This window comes from Mycobacterium sp. (assembly GCF_965277065.1).
Classification (GTDB): Bacteria; Actinomycetota; Actinomycetes; order Mycobacteriales; family Mycobacteriaceae; genus Mycobacterium.
The window spans coordinates 312,564-333,903 of sequence record NZ_CBDIBT010000018.1 but is presented as its reverse complement, the minus strand read 5'-3'; the positions used below and the strand labels follow the sequence as shown (position 1 = coordinate 333,903).

19 protein-coding genes, 1 tRNA gene and 2 pseudogenes are annotated in these 21,340 nt (G+C 64.4%); 15 read left to right on the top strand and 7 right to left on the bottom strand.

Annotation, left to right across the window (positions count from 1 at the left end; translation table 11 throughout):
• The first annotated feature begins 27 nt into the window (after nt 1–27).
• The 4 genes from ACQY5A_RS13045 to ACQY5A_RS13030 all read left to right on the top strand — a co-directional run bounded on the left by ACQY5A_RS13045 (nt 28) and on the right by ACQY5A_RS13030 (nt 3,777).
• The gene (locus tag ACQY5A_RS13045) at nt 28–1,440 is read left to right on the top strand and encodes a mannitol dehydrogenase family protein (protein ID WP_428341498.1); all 1,413 of its coding nucleotides are present in this window, start codon (nt 28–30) and stop codon (nt 1,438–1,440) included.
• Nucleotides 1,437–2,363: a carbohydrate kinase family protein gene (locus ACQY5A_RS13040; protein WP_428340774.1), complete on the top strand. Its 927-nt coding sequence runs from the start codon at nt 1,437–1,439 to the stop codon at nt 2,361–2,363. The genes ACQY5A_RS13045 and ACQY5A_RS13040 overlap by 4 nt, the downstream gene beginning before the upstream one ends.
• Before the next feature lie 37 nt (nt 2,364–2,400).
• Nucleotides 2,401–3,324: a Ku protein gene (locus ACQY5A_RS13035; protein ID WP_428340773.1), complete on the top strand. Its 924-nt coding sequence runs from the start codon at nt 2,401–2,403 to the stop codon at nt 3,322–3,324.
• Nucleotides 3,325–3,423: 99 nt separating this feature from the next.
• Nucleotides 3,424–3,777: a DUF732 domain-containing protein gene (locus ACQY5A_RS13030; protein ID WP_428340772.1), complete on the top strand. Its 354-nt coding sequence runs from the start codon at nt 3,424–3,426 to the stop codon at nt 3,775–3,777.
• Between the two features lie 31 nt (nt 3,778–3,808).
• Here the strand turns inward: ACQY5A_RS13030 and ACQY5A_RS13025 are convergent.
• The 4 genes and pseudogenes from ACQY5A_RS13025 to ACQY5A_RS13010 form a co-directional block, all read right to left on the bottom strand.
• Nucleotides 3,809–4,310: pseudogene (locus tag ACQY5A_RS13025) on the bottom strand (nitroreductase/quinone reductase family protein).
• A 63-nt stretch (nt 4,311–4,373) separates the two neighbouring features.
• Nucleotides 4,374–4,772: a hypothetical protein gene (locus tag ACQY5A_RS13020; protein WP_428340771.1), complete on the bottom strand. Its 399-nt coding sequence runs from the start codon at nt 4,770–4,772 to the stop codon at nt 4,374–4,376.
• Nucleotides 4,773–4,786: 14 nt separating this feature from the next.
• Nucleotides 4,787–5,251, bottom strand: coding sequence for a DUF2834 domain-containing protein (locus ACQY5A_RS13015; RefSeq protein WP_428340770.1), 465 nt, complete (start codon nt 5,249–5,251; stop codon nt 4,787–4,789).
• 150 nt (nt 5,252–5,401) lie between these two features.
• Nucleotides 5,402–5,709 (bottom strand): annotated as a pseudogene (locus tag ACQY5A_RS13010) (DUF222 domain-containing protein); the annotation flags it as partial.
• Between the two features lie 403 nt (nt 5,710–6,112).
• Here ACQY5A_RS13010 and ACQY5A_RS13005 point away from each other — a divergent pair.
• The 4 genes from ACQY5A_RS13005 to ACQY5A_RS12990 all read left to right on the top strand — a co-directional run bounded on the left by ACQY5A_RS13005 (nt 6,113) and on the right by ACQY5A_RS12990 (nt 11,292).
• Nucleotides 6,113–8,029 carry an alkaline phosphatase family protein gene (locus ACQY5A_RS13005; protein WP_428340769.1) on the top strand — a complete coding sequence of 639 codons (1,917 nt, stop codon included), beginning with the start codon at nt 6,113–6,115 and terminating at the stop codon, nt 8,027–8,029.
• Nucleotides 8,030–8,139: 110 nt separating this feature from the next.
• Nucleotides 8,140–8,931, top strand: a complete 792-nt coding sequence (locus ACQY5A_RS13000) for an SDR family oxidoreductase (protein ID WP_428340768.1) — start codon at nt 8,140–8,142, stop codon at nt 8,929–8,931.
• Nucleotides 8,932–8,933: 2 nt separating this feature from the next.
• Nucleotides 8,934–10,010 (top strand): NAD(P)H-dependent amine dehydrogenase family protein, encoded by a 1,077-nt coding sequence (locus tag ACQY5A_RS12995; protein WP_428340767.1) that lies wholly within the window; start codon nt 8,934–8,936, stop codon nt 10,008–10,010.
• A gap of 49 nt (nt 10,011–10,059) precedes the next feature.
• The gene (locus ACQY5A_RS12990) at nt 10,060–11,292 is read left to right on the top strand and encodes an Nramp family divalent metal transporter (RefSeq protein WP_428340766.1); all 1,233 of its coding nucleotides are present in this window, start codon (nt 10,060–10,062) and stop codon (nt 11,290–11,292) included.
• On the opposite strand, the gene ACQY5A_RS12985 is transcribed toward ACQY5A_RS12990, so the two are convergent.
• Nucleotides 11,276–11,497, bottom strand: coding sequence for a hypothetical protein (locus ACQY5A_RS12985; protein ID WP_428340765.1), 222 nt, complete (start codon nt 11,495–11,497; stop codon nt 11,276–11,278). The two genes, ACQY5A_RS12990 and ACQY5A_RS12985, sit on opposite strands and share 17 nt — an antisense overlap.
• A gap of 126 nt (nt 11,498–11,623) precedes the next feature.
• Between ACQY5A_RS12985 and ACQY5A_RS12980 the strand changes: the two genes are divergently transcribed.
• From ACQY5A_RS12980 to ACQY5A_RS12960, 5 genes are all read left to right on the top strand, one after another.
• Entirely contained in the window at nt 11,624–12,757 is a 1,134-nt protein-coding gene (locus ACQY5A_RS12980) for a poly-gamma-glutamate hydrolase family protein (protein ID WP_428340764.1), read from the top strand.
• Between the two features lie 21 nt (nt 12,758–12,778).
• Complete coding sequence (locus ACQY5A_RS12975) at nt 12,779–13,597, top strand: LLM class F420-dependent oxidoreductase (RefSeq protein WP_428340763.1); 819 nt, start codon at nt 12,779–12,781, stop codon at nt 13,595–13,597.
• A gap of 25 nt (nt 13,598–13,622) precedes the next feature.
• On the top strand, nt 13,623–14,114 hold the full coding sequence (locus ACQY5A_RS12970; protein ID WP_428340762.1) for a hypothetical protein: 492 nt from the start codon (nt 13,623–13,625) through the stop codon (nt 14,112–14,114).
• A gap of 4 nt (nt 14,115–14,118) precedes the next feature.
• Nucleotides 14,119–15,147 carry a CobW family GTP-binding protein gene (locus ACQY5A_RS12965; RefSeq protein WP_428341497.1) on the top strand — a complete coding sequence of 343 codons (1,029 nt, stop codon included), beginning with the start codon at nt 14,119–14,121 and terminating at the stop codon, nt 15,145–15,147.
• 54 nt (nt 15,148–15,201) lie between these two features.
• Nucleotides 15,202–15,274: transfer RNA gene (locus ACQY5A_RS12960), tRNA-Arg, on the top strand.
• A 345-nt stretch (nt 15,275–15,619) separates the two neighbouring features.
• On the opposite strand, the gene ACQY5A_RS12955 is transcribed toward ACQY5A_RS12960, so the two are convergent.
• Nucleotides 15,620–17,587: a hypothetical protein gene (locus tag ACQY5A_RS12955; protein WP_428340761.1), complete on the bottom strand. Its 1,968-nt coding sequence runs from the start codon at nt 17,585–17,587 to the stop codon at nt 15,620–15,622.
• Nucleotides 17,588–18,426: 839 nt separating this feature from the next.
• Between ACQY5A_RS12955 and ACQY5A_RS12950 the strand changes: the two genes are divergently transcribed.
• Both ACQY5A_RS12950 and ACQY5A_RS12945 read left to right on the top strand, forming a co-directional pair.
• Nucleotides 18,427–18,774: a hypothetical protein gene (locus ACQY5A_RS12950; protein ID WP_428340760.1), complete on the top strand. Its 348-nt coding sequence runs from the start codon at nt 18,427–18,429 to the stop codon at nt 18,772–18,774.
• A 221-nt stretch (nt 18,775–18,995) separates the two neighbouring features.
• Nucleotides 18,996–19,373, top strand: a complete 378-nt coding sequence (locus ACQY5A_RS12945; RefSeq protein ID WP_428340759.1) for a hypothetical protein — start codon at nt 18,996–18,998, stop codon at nt 19,371–19,373.
• Nucleotides 19,374–19,788: 415 nt separating this feature from the next.
• Here the strand turns inward: ACQY5A_RS12945 and ACQY5A_RS12940 are convergent, their stop codons facing one another.
• On the bottom strand, nt 19,789–21,204 hold the full coding sequence (locus tag ACQY5A_RS12940; protein ID WP_428340758.1) for a phage major capsid protein: 1,416 nt from the start codon (nt 21,202–21,204) through the stop codon (nt 19,789–19,791).
• Nucleotides 21,205–21,340 lie beyond the last annotated feature (136 nt).

Here is a 21,340-nt window from a genome sequence, read left to right as displayed (position 1 = left end):
CATCGCCACCCCGGAAGGAGTTGTGAGATCGTGCCTGACGCAATAGCCCTGGACAATGCAGCACTGCCACACCTGCCGATTGATGCCCCCAAATATGATCGCAGCAAGGTCAGCGTCGGTATCGCGCACATCGGCGCCGGCCACTTTCACCGCGCTCACCAGGCTGCCTACATCAACCAGTTGCTGCAGCAAGGGCTGGCAGAGGAGTGGGGCATCTGCGGAGTCGGCGTGATGCCCGCGGACTGGACGATGCGCGACGTCCTCGACGGTCAGGACGGGCTGTACACGCTGATCCTGGAGAATCCCGATGGCACCCGGGATGCCCAGGTAATCGGGTCGATCATCGATTACCGTTATGCCCCAGACGATCCGGAGTCGGCGCTTGAGGTGCTGGCCGCGGAATCCACCCGGATCATTTCGCTGACCATCACCGAAGGTGGCTACCGCGATCCCGACGGACCGGCGTTCACGTTGATCACCGAGGCGCTGGCCCGTCGGCGCAAGAACGGAATCCCCGCGCCGACCATCGCCTCCTGCGACAACATCGAGAACAACGGCGAAGTCGCGAAACGCACCGTGCTGGCCAGCGCCGAGCGGACAGATCCGGAGTTGGCGGGATGGGTGGGCGAGTACGCCAGATTCCCGAACTCGATGGTCGACCGGATTACTCCCGCAACGACTTTGGAGATGGCCGCCGAGGTGCGCCGCGACTTCGGCGTCGACGACAGGTGGCCGGTGGTGGCCGAGCCGTTCAGCGCTTGGGTGATCGAAGACGACTTCGCCGACGGCCGGCCGCCGTTGGAGAAGGCGGGCGTGCTGGTGGTCGACGACGTCCGCCCGTACGAGTTGATGAAGCTACGGATGCTCAACGCGGGACACCAGTGCCTGTGCTACTTCGCTCACCTGTGCGGCTTCGAGTTCGTCCACGACGCGGCGCAGGATCCGTTGTTCGCCAAGTACTTGTTGTCCTATCTGGAGGACGAAGCGATTCCGACTCTGCCGCCGGTGCCGGGCATCGACCTGCATCAGTTCGCCCGCACGCTGATCGAGCGGTTCGCCAACCCGGCGGTGCGCGACACCGTGGCGCGGATATGCGCCTACTCATCCGACCGCATCCCGAAGTGGTTGTTTCCCGTCATCACCGACAACCTGACCAACGACGGGCCGGTCCAGATGGCGTCCGCGGCAGTGGCCAGCTGGGCCCGCTACGCCGAGGGCGTCGACGAGTGGGGCGAGCCGTACGAGGTGCTCGACCAGTTGGCAGATTCACTCATCCCGATAGCCCGGTCGCAGCACGAGAATCCGAATGCGTTCATCGAGATCACCGCGGTGTTCGGCGATTTGGCGCATCAGCACCGTTTCGTCGAGGCGTACCGCTGGGCGCTGGATTCCTTGCACAGCAAGGGTGCTCGCGCCACACTGGACGCATTGGTTCAATGAGCCGCGGACTGGTGATCGGCGAAGCACTCATCGACATCGTCCGGGACGGCCACCGGGTCGTCGGCGAGCACGTCGGCGGTAGTCCGCTGAACGTCGCTGTCGGCCTGGCCCGACTGGGCCGCGACGTCGATTTTCTCACTCACATCGGTGACGACCACTATGGCAAGCGCATCGCGGAGTACGTCCACGCATCCGGAGCGAAGCTTGTCTCGGGCAGCGAAAGCGCGGACCGAACGACGACGGCACGTTTGGCCGTGGACGAAAGTGGTTCGGCGAAGTATGAATTCGATCTGGACTGGCAGCTGTCCGGAACGCCGCCGGTGGCGCCGCCGCTTTTCGTGCACACCGGATCCATTGCCGCGGTTCACGACCCGGGGTGTTTGGCCGTCGCCGCGCTCGTAGACGCCTACCGCGTGTCGTCGACCGTCAGTTTCGATCCGAACGTGCGGCCGTCGCTGATCGCCGATCGCGAACTGGCCCGCACCCGGATCGAGCGCCTCGTCGAGCGCAGCGACATTGTGAAGGTCAGCGAGGAGGACCTGCGCTGGCTCGACCCGGACCGTAAGCCCGAAGACATCGCGCAGACCTGGCAGTCGATGGGTCCCGCAATCGTGGCGGTGACGATGGCCGACCGGGGCGCCGAAGCTATTTGCGCTGCCGGGGTGGTGCGGGTGCCGGCCCGGTCAACACAGGTGGTCGACACCGTTGGTGCCGGCGACTCTTTCATGGTCGGCGTGCTCGACGCGCTGTGGTCACAGGGGCTGTTGGGCGCCGAGCGACGGGCCGAACTTGCGGGGCTCGATCTCGAGGCCTTGACGGCCGCACTGGAGGCGGGCAGCGCCGTCGCTGCGGTCACCGTCAGTCGCGCGGGCGCCGACCTGCCGGATCGGGACGCGCTGAACGCCGCGGCACAGCGGCGATAGAGGCGTATCCGCCCAGCACTATGGGCATACTGGCAGCATGCGTTCGATCTGGAAGGGCTCGATCTCGTTTGGGCTGGTCAACGTCCCGGTCAAGGTGTACACCGCGACCCAGGACCACGACATCAAGTTCCATCAGGTGCACGCCAAGGACAATGGCCGCATCCGGTACAAGCGGGTGTGCGAGGCCGACGGCGAAGTCGTCGAGTTTCGCGATATCGCCCGGGCTTACGAATCCGACGACGGCCAGACGGTGATCATCACCGACGACGACATCGCGACGCTACCCGAGGAGCGCAGCCGTGAAATCGAGGTGCTGGAGTTCGTTCCGGCCAGCGAGCTCGACCCGATGATGTTCGACCGCAGCTACTTCCTCGAGCCGGATGGCAAGTCGACGAAATCCTATGTGCTGCTGGCGAAGACGTTGGCCGAGACCGACCGGGTGGCGATCGTGCATTTCGCGCTGCGCAACAAGACCCGGCTTGCGGCGTTGCGCGTCAAGGACTTCAGCAAGCGCGAGGTCATGGTGATCCACACTTTGCTGTGGCCCGACGAGATCCGCGATCCCGACTTCCCGGTGCTGGACAAGAAGGTCGAGGTCAAGCCGGCTGAACTCAAGATGGCCGGCCAGGTGGTCGAGTCGATGGCCGACGAATTCCAACCCGACCGCTACCACGACGATTATCAGGAGCAGTTGCAGGAGTTGGTGCAGGCCAAGCTCGAAGGCGGTGAGGCCTTTACCACCGAGGAGCAGCCCAAGGAACTCGACGAAACCGAGGACGTGTCGGATCTGCTGGCCAAATTGGAGGCCAGCGTGAAGGCGCGCTCCGGCGGCGATAAGGCGCCTGCAAAGAAGACCCCGGCCAAGAAGGCCACTGCCAAGAAGACTCTGGCAAAGACGACAGCCGCCAAGAAAACAGCAGCGAAAAAGACGCCGGCCAAGAAGGCTGCCGCCAAGAGCTAGAGAGCGCGTTACCCACCTCCACAGGGTGCAGCTGGCGATAACCCCAAACCGGACCGCGCTCGCCGCGCGAAGTCGCGTGATCTCCAGTAGCGTTATTCCATGGAAGTCCGATGTATCCGCTGGGCGGTGGCTTTGTCAGCCGTCACGGTATTCTGCGCAGTGCCGGCCTCGGCCGATTCCACGGATGATGCGGTGCTAGCGGCCCTGGCCAAGCGCAACATCCAGCTCACCGATCGCGACACGACGCTCGCCGAAGCCCACATGGTGTGCGACGGGCTCGACAAGCACTACAAGACAAGCGCTTTGGCGATGAAGTTGGTAGGAGACACCGATCTCAACTTCAGCCAATCCAGCTTCTTCATCGGTGTGGCCGTAGCGGCCTACTGCCCCCAGTACAAGGGACACGGCGACACCTCGATGAGTTGGCTGAACCCCAACCCGCCGCTGATGTGATCAGAACGGCGGGGTCCGTCCGACGTCGCCGCTAGCGCGGTTTGAGCCGAAAAACGGGTATGCGGCGGCCAATCGGGTCTGTCTTCTGGCGATAGTCGCTCCAGCCGGCGTAGACCTGCTCCGCAAGCCCGTAGACACGCGCATAGTCGTCAGGGTCGGTGATCCTCAGTTGCTAGAAACTCCTCGTCGCCCAGTTTGCATTCAGGATGCGCCTTGAGGTTGTGATACCACTGCGGGTGTTTCGGTCCGCCGTAGTTTGAGGCCGTCACGATGGGATCGGGTCCATCGTGGAAGTAAGTGATTTGATGCACTCGCGATTGACCCGACTTTGCGCCGGTGCTCGTCAGCGGTGCAGTAGAAACCCCGCCGAGGATCGATGGCCAACGTCCCCCCGTTGCCCGGTACAACCACGGGTCGACACGGGGGAAGAAGTGGTGCGCTAAAAACTGTCCCGGCCGCGAACGCCCAAAGTTGTTTATCACGGTGTACCAGCGGTTGTGCTTTTTGTGCGGGTCGACGTAACGCAGCGGCATGAATGGGAAAGATACCGTCGCAACCGCCTCCGCGACGGAAATTAGTCTAGGTCACGCCGCTATTCAATGGGATCGGCCCTCCGCGTGGAACATTGACTTTTCGTCAGAACGGCGGCGGTTCATCCGATGATGCGCGGGCATGGTCGAAGCGCGTTGCCGGGTCAGCCGGTCGTTTCGATTTTTGTTGCGCTCAGCGGTAATTCGCTGCGATCGGTCTTGCTTCCGGGTGCGCCGCCGGGTCGGCATCATGGCCGTGCGCTCACCGCAACGGATGTCGGGCGTCGGCGAGGCCTCGGGCAGATCGCCGGTGGGCACGGTGAGCGCCGGAAACAGCATCGCGCTGCCCGGGCTGGTCACATAAATATGACCCGAGGGCAGCGTCCAGATCACTGTGCCATCAGCGAGTTGCTTCTCATGCAGCCCCACAAGGCCTTCAAAAGGTGATGACATCGACTGGCTCAAGAACCCTTCAAGCCTCACCCCACGTCGACCGAGACAGACAGGCCCACGAAACCAACGGCGAGCAGGGTAAGCAGGATCGCGTCGACCACATGCAACCGCTGCGCATCCGATGTGCCTAACCGCAATTCGCGGGCAATCAGGAAAAGTGGAAACGCGACGCTGATGTCGATGTAGAGCCCTACGAGGACGTAGGCCCAAACGAAGCGGACGCCGCACTTGCGAGCCTCGATCACCATGAATATCGCTGCGGCGAGAAAAAAGAACAGGATGTCGCAGGCGATGGACCGCGACGCGGGCGTCACTTTGACACCGGCCAGGAAGTCGGTGAAGAAACGCGTTAGTCCGGCATGGAGATACGCGGTGTTCTGGCTCCACGTCGCAATCAGCGCGGCGACGGCGATAACGCCGTAGATGACGCAAAAGACTTTGCGGGACGTGGGGATGGATGATGCTTCGTCGACTTGGTCGGCTGTTGTCATGACATGACGCTAAAGCGAAGTGAACCGTCGATGCCGCAGAAACGGCAACTTCAACGGTAGCCCGGCGATCAGCCGTCTTTCTGAACGGTAAACGCGGTGATGCCCTGCACAGAGACACTTATTGAGGGGGTATCTCAGAAGATTTCCCGCGCCGTCGGGCAACTGTTGATCACGCCAGCGCCAGAACGTTTTGAGCAAGTGGTGCTTTCGACACAGCGCCTTCAAATTGGACGCATGCGTCAGGCCGCCGTCGCCGTACGGAGTGGTCTGTCGACGTCGCACCGAGCCGCCGGCACATCGCACCCGGGCGCGCGGCACGTCAGGTCCCGGCACCGCACAAACTCGGCGAGCTTCGCCGACGGCGTGTAGCGCGGTTCGCGGGCCACCGGAAAAATCAACGGCCGCAACGTCGCCGACCTGGCCAGCTCTGCGATCACCTGCGGAGGTATGAGCTCGTCCACCCCGGCCATGAAACCCGCAACGCCACCTGCGCGTCGACCTCGGCCAGCGCTTCCTCGTCGGTGATCAGCGCGGTGCGATGAGCAATCACGTTGAACCTGGCGCGCGTGGGTTCGCTCGGTAGCCGCTGACCGCCTGCTCTCCCTGGACCAGGAAAGTCTGATGGCCATTGAGCAGCATTGACGCCGCCAAGCGAGGTGGCAAGGGTTTGCCTGGAAAATTTTTCTCAAAATCCCGCTGAAAGTTGGCCGGAGGCTTACCTTAAGCGAACCTGAGACCCGCGCCCCTGTCTAGGAAGAAGCAGCGATGGCTCATCGACGCGCCCGCAAGCACAGTCCACACTCGCGCACAGCGATGACCCACCGCCGTCGGCGTGCGGTCGGGGTGACTGGCGCGATCAGTATGTTTGCGACTTTGGGACTGGGGGCGTTGGCCAGTCCACCGAAAGCCGCGGCCGATGAGTTCGACGTGGTCATCGACCAGATCCTCAATGCGATCACCCCGTCGTTGGGCGATCTGGCCGCCAGTTCGGCGGCGGTTCCCGAGCTGGGCAGTCTGAGCTTGGGTGCCGCGGAGTCGACGGCGGCCAGCTCAGCTGGTGCCTTGCAAGGGCTAGAACAGGATTGGATTAACAGCAGCTTTGGTCAGCAGTTTGACACCCTGATCAATAGTTGGTTCAACCTGGTCGATCCCAGCAGCAGCGCGTGTGGGTTGATCTGTGACGGCGCTGATGGTCAAGGTGGCGGGTTGATCTTCGGTGACGTGGGCGCTCCTGCGCAGCTGATGAGTGAGAACTTGCTGGTGAACCCCAGCTTCGAAACGGCCGACCCGTCCGGGTCGGGCTACAGCGGGGTGACGATTCCGGGCTGGACGGAGTCCGGCACCCCGACCGTGATCGCCTACGGCACCCAGGGCGGTTATCCGTTGGGACTGTCATCTCCGTTCCCGAAGTTCTTCGACTTTCCCCAGAACGCACCCCCGGGGGCCGGGGACAATTTCGCCGGCGGCGGACCCGTGGCCACGTCCACCATCAGCCAAACCGTCGACCTCACCGGCGCAGCCGGAACGCCGTTCAACCTGAGTGCAGATCTCGGCGGCCAAGGATGGGACCCGTCCGACGCCTCCACGCAGGTCACCTTCCTCGACGCCCAGGGGAACGTTTTGGGCACCGACTCGCTCAACCCGGTCACGGTATGGGATCGCCTGGGTTTCACCGGGTTTGAGGACCGCGACATTTCCGGGACGGTCCCGGTGGGCACCACCTCCGCGGAGGTGACCACGACCTTCAACGACCAAGACACGTTCCTCGGCCACTACAATGGCGCCTACGCCGACAACGAGTCGTTCACCGTCGGCGTTCCAAGCCTCACCCCGGCGCCGCTCACCCCACCGACGTCCGAGGTAGGCCACCTGGACCACGTGTTCTTGATCTACATGGAGAACAAGGGCGCCAACGACATCGTCGGCAGCGCCAACGCGCCGTACATCAACGACCTGATCAGCCACAACGGATATGCGGACAACTACTACGCGCTGGGCCACCCCAGCGACCCCAACTACATCCGGATCATGGGCGGATCGGACTTCGGCATCGACTACAACCCCACCTCGGCCGGCATCGACGCGCCCAACCTCATGCAAGAAATGGATCAGGCGGGCATATCGTGGGCCGGCTATGAGCAGAGCATGCCCACCCCGGGTGACCTCGTGTCATCAGGCGACTACGACGTCAACGAACTGCCGTTTGCCCAATTCAACTACGTCGCCGACAACTCTCAGACGTACCTGCAGCAACACCTGCTCCCACTGACGGACTTGTCCGACAACCTCAAGAACCCAAACACCTTCCCGGAATTCACCTGGATCGCCGCCAACGAAGCCAACAACGGGGAAGGCCCCGTCGATACTCCTTCAGGCCTTGCCCAGTTCATTACCACGCAGTTCACCGACCATCAGTACAACGTCCCTGCCGCCGACCAGTTCGTCCGGCAAGAGGTGTCCGCCATTGAAAGCTCGCCGACGTGGACTAACCCGGCGCAGCATGATGCGATCATCGTCACGTTCGACGAGGACAACAACAACCTGTCACTGGGCTTCGGTAACGAAGGCAACAACGTTCCGATGATCATCATCCCGAATGGGGGCGCCGAGTCTGGCGCTAACGGGATGGAATCCGGCCCCTTCACCACCGACGCCTACTACAACGAGTACAGCCTGATGGCCACCATCGAAGACTCCTTGCGTGCTACCCCAACGACGCTGCTCCCGCTCACCGACAACGACATGTACGCCCCACCCATGAACGCTTTCTGGAAATAAGTAGGGTTCGCCGTTAGTCAGATGCTCAACGGCCGCCTCGCCACAAAAAACTAGAACGTGTTTCAGAAATAGGGTTCCGTGGCTGCCGGTGCCTTGTTACGGTGACGCCCGTGATCCTGGACAAATTCCGACTCGACAACCAAGTCGCCGTCGTCACCGGTGGCGGCCGCGGTCTTGGCGCAGCCATCGCGCTGGCGTTCGCCGAGGTCGGCGCCGACGTCGTCATCGCCTCCCGCACCCAATCCGAACTAGAGGCCGTCGCCGAAAAGGTCCGTGCCGCCGGCCGGCGCGCCCACATCGTCACCGGCGACCTGGCTCAGCCCGAGGTCACCGCCGAGCTGGCCGCCCACGCCGTGGAGGCGTTCGGGCGACTGGACATCGTCGTCAACAACGTCGGCGGCACCATGCCCAACGGGCTGCTGACCACGTCGACGAAGGACCTCAAGAGCGCGTTCACCTTCAACGTCGCCACCGCCCACGCGCTGACCATCGCCGCAGTGCCGCTGATGTTGGAGCACTCCGGGGAGGGGAGCATCATCAACATCACCTCCACGATGGGACGGGTGGCCGGCCGCGGCTTCGCCGCCTACGGAACCGCCAAAGCCGCACTGGCGCACTACACCCGGCTAGCCGCGCTCGACCTGTGCCCGCGGGTCCGGGTCAACGCCATCGCGCCGGGCTCGATCGCCACGTCCGCGCTCGACATCGTCGCCTCCAACGACCAGCTGCGCGAGCCGATGGAGCAAGCGACCCCGATGCGCCGTCTGGGCCAGCCCGACGAAATCGCCGCCGCTGCTGTGTATTTGGCATCACCCGCCGGTGCCTACCTGACCGGCAAGGTGATCGAGGTGGACGGCGGCATCACCTTTCCCAACCTCGACCTACCGATCCCGGACCTGTGAGCATGGCCATCAAAGTCGCCGCGATCGGCACCGGCAATGTTGGCGTCCACGCGCTGCGGGCGCTGATCACCAACCCGGCCTACGAGCTCACCGGAGTCTGGGTGTCGTCGGATTCCAAAGCCGGTAAGGACGCCGGAGAGCTTGCCGGCCTTGATGTTTCGACCGGGGTGAAAGCCACGACGGACCTGGACGCCGTACTGGCCACCGGGCCGCAGTGCGCGGTCTACACCGCGATGGCCGACAACCGGCTGCCCGACGCACTCGAGGACTACCGGCGCATCCTGGCCGCCGGCGTCAACGTCGTCGGCAGCAGCGCCGTCTTCCTGCAGTACCCGTGGCAGGTGCTGCCGGACAACATGCTCAAGCCGATCGAAGATGCTGCACGAGAGGGTAATTCAAGCCTGTTCGTCAACGGCATCGATCCCGGATTCGCCAACGACCTGATTCCACTGGCGCTGGCCGGAACCTGCCAGAGCGTTCAGCAGATCCGCTGCATGGAGATCGTCGACTACGCCACCTACGACAGCGCGACGGTCATGTTCGACGTGATGGGATTCGGTAAGCCGCTCGACGAGATCCCGATGCTGCTGCAACCGGGCGTACTGAGCCTGGCGTGGGGATCGGTGGTGCGCCAACTCGCCGCCGGGCTCGGCATCGAACTCGACTCGATCACCGAACGCCAGGAACGGATTCCGGCGCCGGAGGATTTCGACATCGCGTCCGGACACATCCCCAAGGGCAGTGCCGCGGCGCTGCGTTTCGAGGTGCAGGGTCTCATCGACGGCCATCCCGCCGTCGTACTGGAGCACGTCACTCGGTTGCGCGACGACCTGTGCCCGGACTGGCCGCAACCGGCGCAGCCCGGTGGGTGCTATCGGATCGAAATCACCGGCGAACCGTCCTACACCGTCGATGTCTGCCTCAGCAGCCCCAACGGAGACCACAACCACGCCGGCCTGGTAGCGACCGCGATGCGGGTGGTCAACGCCATCCCTGCCGTCGTCGAAGCCCCAGCCGGAATACGGACCACGCTGGACCTGCCGCTGATCACCGGTCGCGGCCTATATTCAGTGGACTAGCGGTTTCGGTTAACCTAACTTTCTACTTCGTACCCTGAAAGTGAGTTAGGTGGCCCAGGACACCCGTGCCCGGTTCAAGACCGGGTGGTATCTGCTCGGCCCCGCCTTCGTCGCTGCGATTGCATACGTCGACCCGGGCAACGTCGCGGCGAACATCAGCGCCGGCTCGCAGTTCGGCTTCGCGTTGCTGTGGGTCATCGTCCTGGCGAACGTGATGGCCGGCCTCGTGCAATACCTGTCGGCAAAGCTCGGCTTGGTCACCGGACGCTCGCTGCCCGAGTCGATCGGCGCCAAGCTGAATCGCCCCACCCGGCTGGCATTTTGGCTGCAAGCTGAGGTCGTCGCGATGGCCACCGACGTGGCCGAGGTGATCGGCGGGGCGATCGCGCTGCACATCCTGTTCAGGCTGCCGCTGCTGCTCGGCGGCGCTATCACCGGGGCGGTGTCGCTGCTCCTGCTGCGCATTCAGGACCAGCGCGGCCAGCAGATCTTCGAGCGCGTCATCACCGGACTGCTGCTGGTCATCGCGATCGGTTTCACCGCGAGCTTCTTCGTCTCGACCCCGCCGCCCGGCGACGTGCTCGGCGGTCTCGTGCCTCGATTCCTCGGCAAGGAAAGTGTGCTGCTGGCCGCGGCCATCCTGGGCGCGACGGTGATGCCGCACGCGGTGTACCTGCATTCGGGTCTGGCCCGCGACCGGCACGGCCATCCCGACGCGGGGCCGCACCGCCGTCGACTGCTGCGGATCACCCGCCTGGATGTCGGGCTGGCGATGGTGGTCGCGGGCGCGGTGAACGTCGCGATGCTGTTGGTCGCCGCGCTGAACATGCGCGGCCGCGGCGACATCAGCTCGATCGAAGTGGCCTACGCGGCCGTGCACGACACGGTGAGCCCGTTGATTGCCACGCTTTTCGCGATCGGCCTGCTGGCGTCGGGGTTGGCGTCGGCGTCGGTGGGTGCCTACGCCGGAGCGATGATCATGCAGGGCTTGCTGCACCGGTCGATCCCGATGGTGTGGCGCCGGCTGGCGACCCTGGCGCCCGCACTGTTGATTCTGGCGTTGGGTTTCAATCCGACGCGCACGTTAGTGCTGTCGCAGGTTGTTCTGTCGTTCGGCATTCCGTTCGCCCTGCTGCCGCTGGTTCGACTGACCAGCAATCGCGCGCTGATGGGAGCCGACACCAACCACCGCGTCACCACCGCGGTCGGCTGGGTGATCGGCACCATGATCAGTCTGCTGAACGTGGTGCTGATCTTCCTGACGATCAGCGCCAAAGGCTAGGCCTGGCGTCGGCGTTCTCGTTCTCCCGCCGGTGTTTTCCGCGGCCTCCCAGCGCGATGAGTTCGTCGAGCAGGGCGTCCATCTGGGTGACCGAGGGCATCTCCCTGCCGCGCTCGCGGCAGGCATCGCGAACGCTGGCCAGTAGCCGCAATTCACGCTTGATCGTGTCCCGGTCCCGGATGCCGCCGTCTTTCACGCCGCTCATCCGACAATCCTTGCACCCCGCGCGGCGCATCAGTGCTTCGACGCGTGGAATTAACCGGGCGCTCAGGAGTCGTTAGAAAGGTTGGCCGATCAAGGTCAAATACTTCGCTCGGCTAACATCGATCGCGTGACGCAGCGGCGCCGTCATTCCTACTTCGCGTACGGGTCCAACCTGTGCGTGCGACAGATGGCGCAGCGCTGCCCCGATGCGGGCAACCCCCGCCGCGCGGTGCTCGCCGACCACGATTGGCTGATCAACCAGCGCGGGGTGGCGACCGTCGAACCATTCGACGGGACGCAGGTGCACGGCGTCGTCTGGGATGTGTCCGAGCGCGATCTGGCCCACCTCGACCGAGCCGAGAGCGTGCCCGCGCACTACAGCCGTAGTCAGATGACCGTGCACACCGACGTCGGACCCTCGGACGCGTGGGTCTACATCGACCACCGGGTGAATCCAGGCCCGCCGCGACCCGGCTATCTGGAACGCATCATCGACGGCGCGGAGCATCACGGATTGCCGCCGAGTTGGATCGACTTCCTCCGGCGATGGGATCCGTCACGCTGGCCGCGGCCACGCTCGCGGCCCACAACGCCTGCACCGCAGTCGCTTTCGGCACTCCTCGCCGAGCCTGGTGTGGTCGAGGTCAGCCAGTTGCGGTCGCGGTTCGGCTTCCTGGCCATCCACGGCGGCGGCCTGGAGGAGATGACCGACGTGATCGCCGAGCGGGCCGCCGACGCGGCGGGCGCGTCGGTGTATCTGGTTCGGCATCCCGACCGGTATCCGCATCACTTGTCGTCGGCGCATTTCCTGGCGGCCGAGTCGACGCGTCTCGCGGAGTTCCTCGACCACGTCGATGTGACGGTGTCCCTGCACGGTTACGGGCGGATCGGCCGGCCCACCCAGCTGCTGGCCGGTGGGCGCAACCGCGTGTTGGCCGCCCACGTCGACGAGCATCTCGAGCTGCCCGGCTATCACGTCATCACCGACCTCGACAACATTCCACTCGAGCTTCGCGGGCAGCATCCCAAAAATCCGGTGAACCAAACCCGTTATGGTGGAACACAATTAGAACTGCCGACCCGGGTCAGGGGGATCAGCCCACGCAGTCTCCTGCCCGGCGACGATGGGGTCCGGTACGGACCGCGGAGGAGCTGGGCGAAACAGCCTGAGCCCGGGGCTGACGGCTTGTCACCGGTGACCGCTGCGCTGGTCCAAGGCCTGGCAGCGGCCGCTCGTGCATGGATATTGCCGTCCAGATAACTACACAATCGGAGGTGGCCAATGGCCGAACGGGCTTTTCGTTTCTCGGTGGGCATTCATGCGGTCAAGTCCCGTACTGCGTTGCAGGACAAGGTAAAGCATCTGGAGGACAGCGGGTTCGACGCGCTGCATCTGCCCGACCACCTCGGTGCACCGGCGCCGTTTCCCGCGCTGACAGCGATCGCGTCCGCAACGTCGACCGTCCGGCTGGGCACCTATGTGCTCAATGCCGGGTTCTACAAGCCCGCACTTCTGGCCCGTGACGCCGCCGAACTCGACGGGCTCAGCGACGGGCGCCTTGACCTCGGCCTCGGCGCCGGCTACGTGCGCGAGGAATTCGAGGCAGCCGAGCTCCCCTACCCGACCGCGCGGCAACGCGTCGACTACCTCGAGCACGTCACCACCTACCTCAAGAAGCACCTGCCGACGGTGCCAATCCTGATCGCCGGCAACGGAAATCGGTTGCTGACGATCGCCGCCCAGCAGGCCGACATCATTGGGTTGACCGGCGCCAGCTCCGGCGACGCAGCCGACCCGCTCGCCGAACGCATCGAGTTCGTCCGCAATGCGGCCGGCGACCGGTTCGCCGATCTCGAGTTGAACCTCGCGATCACCGCGGTGCCGTCGGATAGCTCCGGGAAGCCTGACCTGGCGCTCACCCGCAGGTTCGTCGACCTGTCCGACGAGGAGTTGCTGGCCTTGCCGTCGGTGCTGGCCGGATCTCCACGCAACATCGCCGACACCCTGCGCGGCTACCGCGAGAAATACGGGCTGACATCGTTCACCTTCCAAGAGAATCACGTCGACACGATCGCAAAGGTGATCGCCGAGCTCCGTTGACCGCGGCATTCCGTATGGTGGATTGATGCGTTACAACCCGCCCCCGAACTGGCCAAAGCCTCCCAAGGGCTGGGTGCCGCACGCGGACTGGTCTCCGGACCCGGCTTGGCCGGCGCCGCCACCGGGCTGGCGGCTGTGGGTCGAGGAGGAAGACAGCACAGAGGCGCCGCCTGCGCTCGGACGACTCAAGCAAGCCGGTGACGACGGCGAGTACTTCGGCGACGAGAACGCCTGGGCCGACGACGCCGGGCCCGCACCGGTCGCCGACGAGCTAGACGCCGCGGTGGCGGAACTACCGCCGGACCCCACCGAGGTCGCACCCAAAGACCTTGCGGTGCAACACCTCGGCCAGTACGCCACGGTGAAGTGGGACGACGACAGCCAGTACGCCATCGGCACGATCGTCGCCATCTCCGCGGACGCGACGGCGATCTGGCTCACCCTCGACGGCATCGACGCGCCGATTGCCTTCCCGCGGGAAACGCCGGGCAGCCCCCGGCTCCTGGTCTGGGTCTAGGCCCCTGGCGACGGCAATCCCCGTCGTTTGCCTGACCGGCTACCTCGGCGCCGGCAAAACGACGCTGCTCAATTACGTGCTTCGCAGTCCGGGCGCGCGGATCGGCGTGATCATCAACGATTTCGGCGAGCTCAACGTCGATGCCATGCTGGTGGCCGGGCAGGTCGACGAGCCAGTGTCGATTGCCGGTGGTTGCATCTGCTGTATGCCTGATGACGGCGCCATCGACGTCGCGCTCGCCAAGCTCGCCGACCCGCGGCTCAATCTCGATGCGGTGATCGTCGAGGCCAGCGGTCTGGCCGATCCGCTGATCGTCGCCCGCATCATCGGCTTCAGCCGGGTAGCAGGCCTACGGTACGGCGGAGTCGTCGACGTCGTCGATGCCGTAACACATTTCGACATCGTCGATAACGGTCAGGTGCTGCCCGCGCGCTACCGGGCGGCATCTCTCGTCGTCGTCAACAAGCTCGACCAACTCCCCAGCGGCGAGCGCGCCGCCATGGTCGAGCGGGTAGAACAACGCGTGCGCGAACAGAATTCACGGGCAAGCGTCGTCGGCGCGGTCGGTGGGCAGATCGACTCCCGGCTGCTCTACGACGTCGGGGGTTCGGGCGATGAGCCGGGACAGCTCTCGCTGCGCGAACTGCTCGTCGACGACACCGGGGTAGCTCACGATGACCACGACCATGTGCACGCCGATTCGGTCACGGTGACTTCTGACGGCGACCTCGACCCGGGCGCTCTGATCGACCTGCTCGAGGATCCGCCCGCGGGGGTGTACCGGCTCAAAGGGTTCGTCAAGATGCAATACGGGCGTGCAACGTCCACCCTCGCGGTCAACCTCGTCGGCCCGACGATTCACATCGCGAACGCACCGCGCGGAGCGACCGCCAATTTTCTGGTCGCGATCGGGATGCACCTCGACACCGAAGAGGTGCGCGCTCGCCTCGATGCGGCGTTGCAACCCTGCACCGGGCCGGCGACGCTGGCCAACATTCACCGCTTGCGGCGATATCGCCGCCACAGCCTCTGACTCAACGAATGACCCGTTTATGCTGACGAGCGACTAGGTTGAACGATGATTTCAGCCCCCGTAGCTCAGGGGATAGAGCACGGCTCTCCTAAAGCCGGTGTCGCAGGTTCGAATCCTGCCGGGGGCACAACCTGACCAGTGCAAACACAACACCGTGCAAGCTGCGTGAAATATCGGGCACCAAACGCCCTGGTCACGCCACCACGGTCACGCCACCGAGGTCACCCGCACCACGGTCAGCCCACCACGGTCTACGCGACAGCGCGGCAGCGAGCGGCACAACCCCAGCAACAACCACCCAGACAGGGGGGTAGGTCCCTCGCGCGAAAAGGAGTCGCCAAAACACTCCCCACCCAGTGGCTACATACCCCCCCGAAAAAACCGAACATTATTTTCGGCTGCAGCAGGGGTTTTCGCAGGTCAGTGGATGCGGGTTGTCGGATGATGGTCCAGGCGTTCGGTTTCCGCCGGGCTACGGGGTGAGTTTGAACAAATTTGCCAGATCGCCGCCGCTGGTCAGGTTATGGATTCGCTGGCGGTGCTCGTCGCGGCGGCTTATCGCGTAGGCGTCGGGTTGCCGTCCGGTCACGATGGCCCAGATCGCGGTATTCAATGCCTCCTGCGCAAGAGCCAGGGCGCAGTCAGTGATGGTGCTACACGCCGCCTCCGACAATGGGCCGCCGTGGACAGCGGCGTTTCTGGATCTGGTAAGCCGCCTGACCCGCGCAGCGACGCGGTGTCGTTCAGTGTCAAAGGCGGCGCTGAGTGCCGCGGGCGAGGACAAAATGTCGCCACTCTCAGCGAGACGGCGCACCAACCAGTGATTGGCGTAAATACCTCTTAGCCTGGCGACGTGAGCGATCGTTTTCGGGCTGTCAATGCGCGTGCCCCATCCACCGTCAAGGATGATGTCCTGCTGTATCGCGCCGAGTTCTGGCGGAGGTGTTGCCCCCGGCGTGTGGTCGGGGTACTGCTGCGCCGCCTCAAAAACGTCGACTACAACCCGCTTGGCGAACGATCTGAGCGTGTACACATCGGTCAGATAGTCATCTATGAAGCGGTACCACTTGAGGCTCCTGGTGGGCGCTGTCCACGCGTTGCAGTGTTCGATGGCCCGAACCGCCGCCATCACAATCGCTTCCGAGTCAGCCCGCGGAGTGTCGTCCAGGGTCGACGAGAGACGCAGCGCCGGCCGCAGCTGGTGGGCGGTTTCGGCGGTGATCAGGTGGCCGTCGGCGGCGAACCGGGCCAAATCGGTTGCGAAGTGGTCGTTCTGGTAGAAGACAGGTTCGGGCAGCGGCTCCTTCAACGCCCCCCATCGTGCTCCGATCGGGTTCCACGACCCGGGCGACAGGTCAAAGAACAAGAAGCCACCTAGGACCTTCCACATGCGCTCGTGGTGACCGACCACCGCCAGCACCGCGTCCAGGTGCATCCTGGCCGTATCGACGGCCCGGTGGTGTTCGACATCGTGAACCGTGACGCGGGCGTATACGAGGCCCGCGAGGTATTCGAATCCGTTGGTTTCGCTTACGTCCCTTGATAATTGGAGATCGCGGATCTCGTTCGTGAGCAGTTCTTCGGGCACGACATCAAGCATTTTCCGCGCTTGATCTGGGCGAATCAACAGCTGGGCAAGCCCCTGGGCTTCGTAGAAGGTGATGTCGCCGTTGGTCACGCAGGGATCAATCTCGACGAAGTAGCCCTCGCTGAGACGAAACCAGACCACGTAGTCGCTGACCGGAGGCCGCTCAAGGATGCAGCGCGCCGCAAGGCTTTCCAGCTCGGCGTCGGTCAGAATGGCCTTCGCTTGTGGGGTGTACGGTGCTGTGGCGACGGGGTCACCGACCATCGCCTGCGCCTGCCGCACGCTGCCTTCGCTGCCGATCAGGACCTGAACGGCAGTAGAGATAGGGCTGAAATACCGGCGATCTTGCCTGCGGTACTCGCTCAGGCCGACCAGTGTGTCACGCAGGAACGCGATCCGTTCGCTCGGGTACAGGACGTGGTTGAGGTCGCGGCATCCTGCAACCAGATCTCGCCAAGCCGCGACGAGCACGTCGTCTTGGTCCAGTGTCGCTGCGAGTACGGCGGTCAAAGTGGCGACGTCGGAGCGCTTTGAGTCATCTATCGACGGTCGACTGTTAGGCCGTGGCATCAGCACGCCGTTAGTGATCGCCTGCTGGACTGCCCGCGCCGGAATGTCGACGAGCGCCAGGAGTTCCGGTCCGATCCAGTTAAGACTGTCCGACAGGTCGGCGGCCATCGAATCCCAGTTGTAAACCTGCTGATGGTCATGCACACGGGCGTCGGCGCTCGCGATCGCAATCTCCTGCGCGATAGCGGTCAGCGGCATGTAACCCGCGCGGCAGGTGACTGCTTCCTCCCGTCGGGCGTATGCCTGCAGCTCCTCAAGCCAGCGCGCGTGCTGCTCGAACATCAAGTCCCGCCCCTTCAGATTTGGATACCGCGCCCCGTTCGATCATGCCCGCTCGCGGTGCCTACAACAGGGCATACACGCACGCGCTGGGAGCGGACACACAGATTGTTGTCAGCAAACAACGCTAGATTCTGCGCATGAAGGTCGCTGTCGTTGCGATGCTGCTCACTGCATCACTCGTTGGCGTGACGGCGCCCGCGTACGCGGCGGATGCGCCGATACGGATTATCTACCCGGCTGACGACCCGCCTTCGCCGCCCGATCCACCGGTTCCGCCACCCCCTGGCGACGCGCCAGCACCACCCGGCGATGCCCCTCCAACGGGAGACGCACCCCCGCCGCCACCACCTTTTCAGCACTGTTGCTACCGACGCGACTTCGCCCTTTAGTTATGCGTGTCCCCGCATGAGGGTCGTCGCCAGGGCGATGCTGCGCGCCGCATCCTTAGCGGGTGTAGCCGTGCCCGCTGCGCTGATCGTCGGTCCCGCGCTGCCGGGCCATCTCGTCGAACCGTGGTGGGTTTCAACCCAACCCCGTGTCCAGGCGACTGGGATTGGTGAGTGCAATAAAGCTGCACAGCTTTACCGCATCAACCCGGATACGGTGATCCCACCAGGATGCGAGAACCGGGGTGGGTTCAAGAGGGTATTACCCCCGCCACCTGGTGCCGCTCCGCCGCCGGCCGATCCTCCATCGCCGCAGCCATGAAGATCGCTGCTGCTGCGCTGCTGCTCGCCGCATCACTGGCTGCGCCCGCAACTGCGCGTGCGGATTGCGGAGACCCCGGCCAAGACCCCTGCGGCGGACCCGTTCCCACCGTCGATGAGGTGGTCGCTGTCATGGCCGAGCTAACCGACCCGAGCAAGCCTGCCGCGAACAAGACCGACATCGTCACGCCGGGATTCAGCCCCGACGAAGCCGGAACAATCGACGATCATCTGAACCGGATGAACGCGCGCGGACGGATATTGCCTCTGCCTTTTATCGTGACGGACATCCAACCCGCACCCAACAACCTGGCCGGTGCCACCCTGGCGACAGGGGGAAGCCCTCGCCAAAGCACCAACGGCAGGCCCATCGTGCTGGTTGATCAGGGCGGGCACTGGCTGATCACCCACGACAGCGCCATCGCCGAGATGGACGTGCTCTTTCGGGAAGCGACACGCTATCGGGGTTACGTCCCTTGAGCAACCGCGGATGAACTGGACCAAGCTCTCCGTCACGACAATGCTGGCGGCGGCGTTGATCGCTTCGCCCGCAACGGCTTACGCGGACCCGGAGCCACCCCCAGCAGGCTGCGCGCCGGACTCATCGGACCCAACCTGCCAACCACCACCGCCGACACCGCAGCCATACTGCGCCCGTTTCTGGCAACAACATGGGTCGATGCTGAATCTAGAGCGCAATCGTGGCTGAGGCGCGCAGTCCGGCGGAGGACAGGTATCAGCTACCCGAGGGCACCTATCGCGAACTGATCGTCAAGGATCGGATGACGAAGTTCCTCAAGGAACGGCTCACGACGCTGCAGCAAGAGCTGCGAGAAGCTCCGCGACCGTACCTGCACGAGGAAAAGGGGCTACAACATACTGACGAGCAGGCGCGGGTAGAGGCTGCCGCCGACCAGGAGGTAGCCGCTGGCAGGCCGATTGTTGTGCTGACATGGCAGGTGCAGGTAACGCGCTACGCCCACAGGTGGTCCGATGCCGCGCCGAGCTGGCTAACCACCCCGGCGACAGCGACCGTACGTGTCTTCGCCGACGACACTTGCGAGCCTGCGTCGATCTGATCGCGGCCAAGGCTGAAAGTTACTTTGGTAGTTCACGGCCAGCTGTGCGCCAACCCGCATCACGACAGCCATTGCCGCTCACCAGCTTTCAAGTTGTGTGGAAACCCGTGACCGGGGGGAACCACGGAAGGGGCCCACCATGCGCCCCCGGCCACGGGGGTCTGTGGGGTTCCGTGGACGGGAACCCTGTGCCCTGGTGTTGCGGCACGCGAGCCCTCTGTTTTACGTGCCGCAACGTCGTTCCCGTCCACGGAAGTCTTTGTGCCCCTGCGTGGGCCGGTCAACCCGGTCCTGGATAAATCCCGGCCCACGCAGGGTTACTGCCCGTGAGGGGCGGCGAAGTTCCTTGCAACGCCACCCGATCTCACGGACTCCGCACAGGCGAGTGACCACAAGCACCGCGCGGAAGTCGTTGCTAGGCCTGGAGCATCCGGAACGCGGCATCGTTGATGGAGTCCGCGCCGTACCTGGCCCACAGCAGCATGCCCCGCTGGCCGGTGGGACGCCGGTTGGGGCCAAACAGGTGCGGCACCAGCTCCACCGACGACCCCACACGCTGGGTGATCACGTAGCCGTTGGAGAAATCGCCGTAGACCAGCAGGTGCTTACCCGCCGTGATGGTGTTGTCCATCACCGACAGCTCATGCACCGGGCGACCCAACAGGGTCGGCGTGTCCGACTGCAGCGACGGGAATTTGAGCGCACCGTTGGTGGTCTCCTCCTGCCGCAACGCATTCAGCACCGCCAGGTTGCCCACCCAGCGGCCATTGGCCTGGAAACGGGGTCCCAGGCTGTTCTGCAACGCGTAAACATCAGCTGCGGCAAGGGTTCCGCCCGTACCCGTGTTGACCACGCTGGAGCCACCCGTGAGCGCCGTGATGATGCCCGTGGGTTCACCCGTACCCGATCCGGTGGTCAGCGACGTGTTCAACAGCTGCAGCGCACCATCACTGAGCAGTTTGCCAATCTCCGTGACAAGGGCAACCGCGTCTCCCTGCAGCTCGACCGAGAACGGCACAAACGCCTGCAGCTTGTAATTGGGGATTGCCGGCTCACCCAGCGCCGGGGAATCATCCGAGACCTCGCTGGCCTCAGCGTCCCAGGACGCCTGGACGCCCGCACTCGACACGCCATGCCAAATGTCGGTGGTCACAACCTTGACGTTGGCGATATCCAGCAGCGGGTTGACGGTTCCGGCGCTCACAATGTTGATGGTCGGGTCGAGTTCGTAGGGCACCAGGAAACCGCCCGCGCTGTCCGTGAGTGACATGGCGCGCTGCTCGCCTTTGAGGCGGCTTACCCGATCGTAGGCTTCCCGCTCCCCGGCAGTCCATTCCAGCGCGGCGCGCGATTCCCCGAACATCACCAGCTTGGCGAACGCAGAACGGTAGGCGTCGGAGCCGGTGTCGGTCACCCAACGCGACAGCCACGACCGCTCGACGTCGGTGCCGCTGTCCAGCAGGCGTTCCACGACCTCGGCGCTGCGCGCCGGCAAACCGGCCTTGACGCTTCGCTCCAGCTGCCGCATCGCCGGATCGCGTTGGGGGCTGTGCGGGCGCTGGGCGTCCCGATCGCCGTACGGGTCGACACCACCACGATCCAGACGCAACGTCGCGCTGCCCTCCCGTGCAGCGCTCGCAATCACCGCGCACCGGTCCAGCTTGTCAATGTGGCGGGCCGAGGCATCGAACTCGTCACCCAGGTGACCCCACTCCACATCCTCGGTGCGACTCGCTCGCGGCTTGGCACCGATCTGCTCCATGCGGGCCTGGATTTCGTCCATCCTCGCGAGCGCCTGCTCGCGGTCGACCCCGGAAAGGTCAAGGCTCATCGTCGTCATCTTTGTGTCCTATCTGGATTAGCCAGGGCTGTGGCGAATTTGGGGGGTGTCATCGGGGGTGTCATCGGAGGTGCCGCGCAAACCTGCCCCGACATTGAGGGACAGGCTGCGCGCGCGGCCACCAACT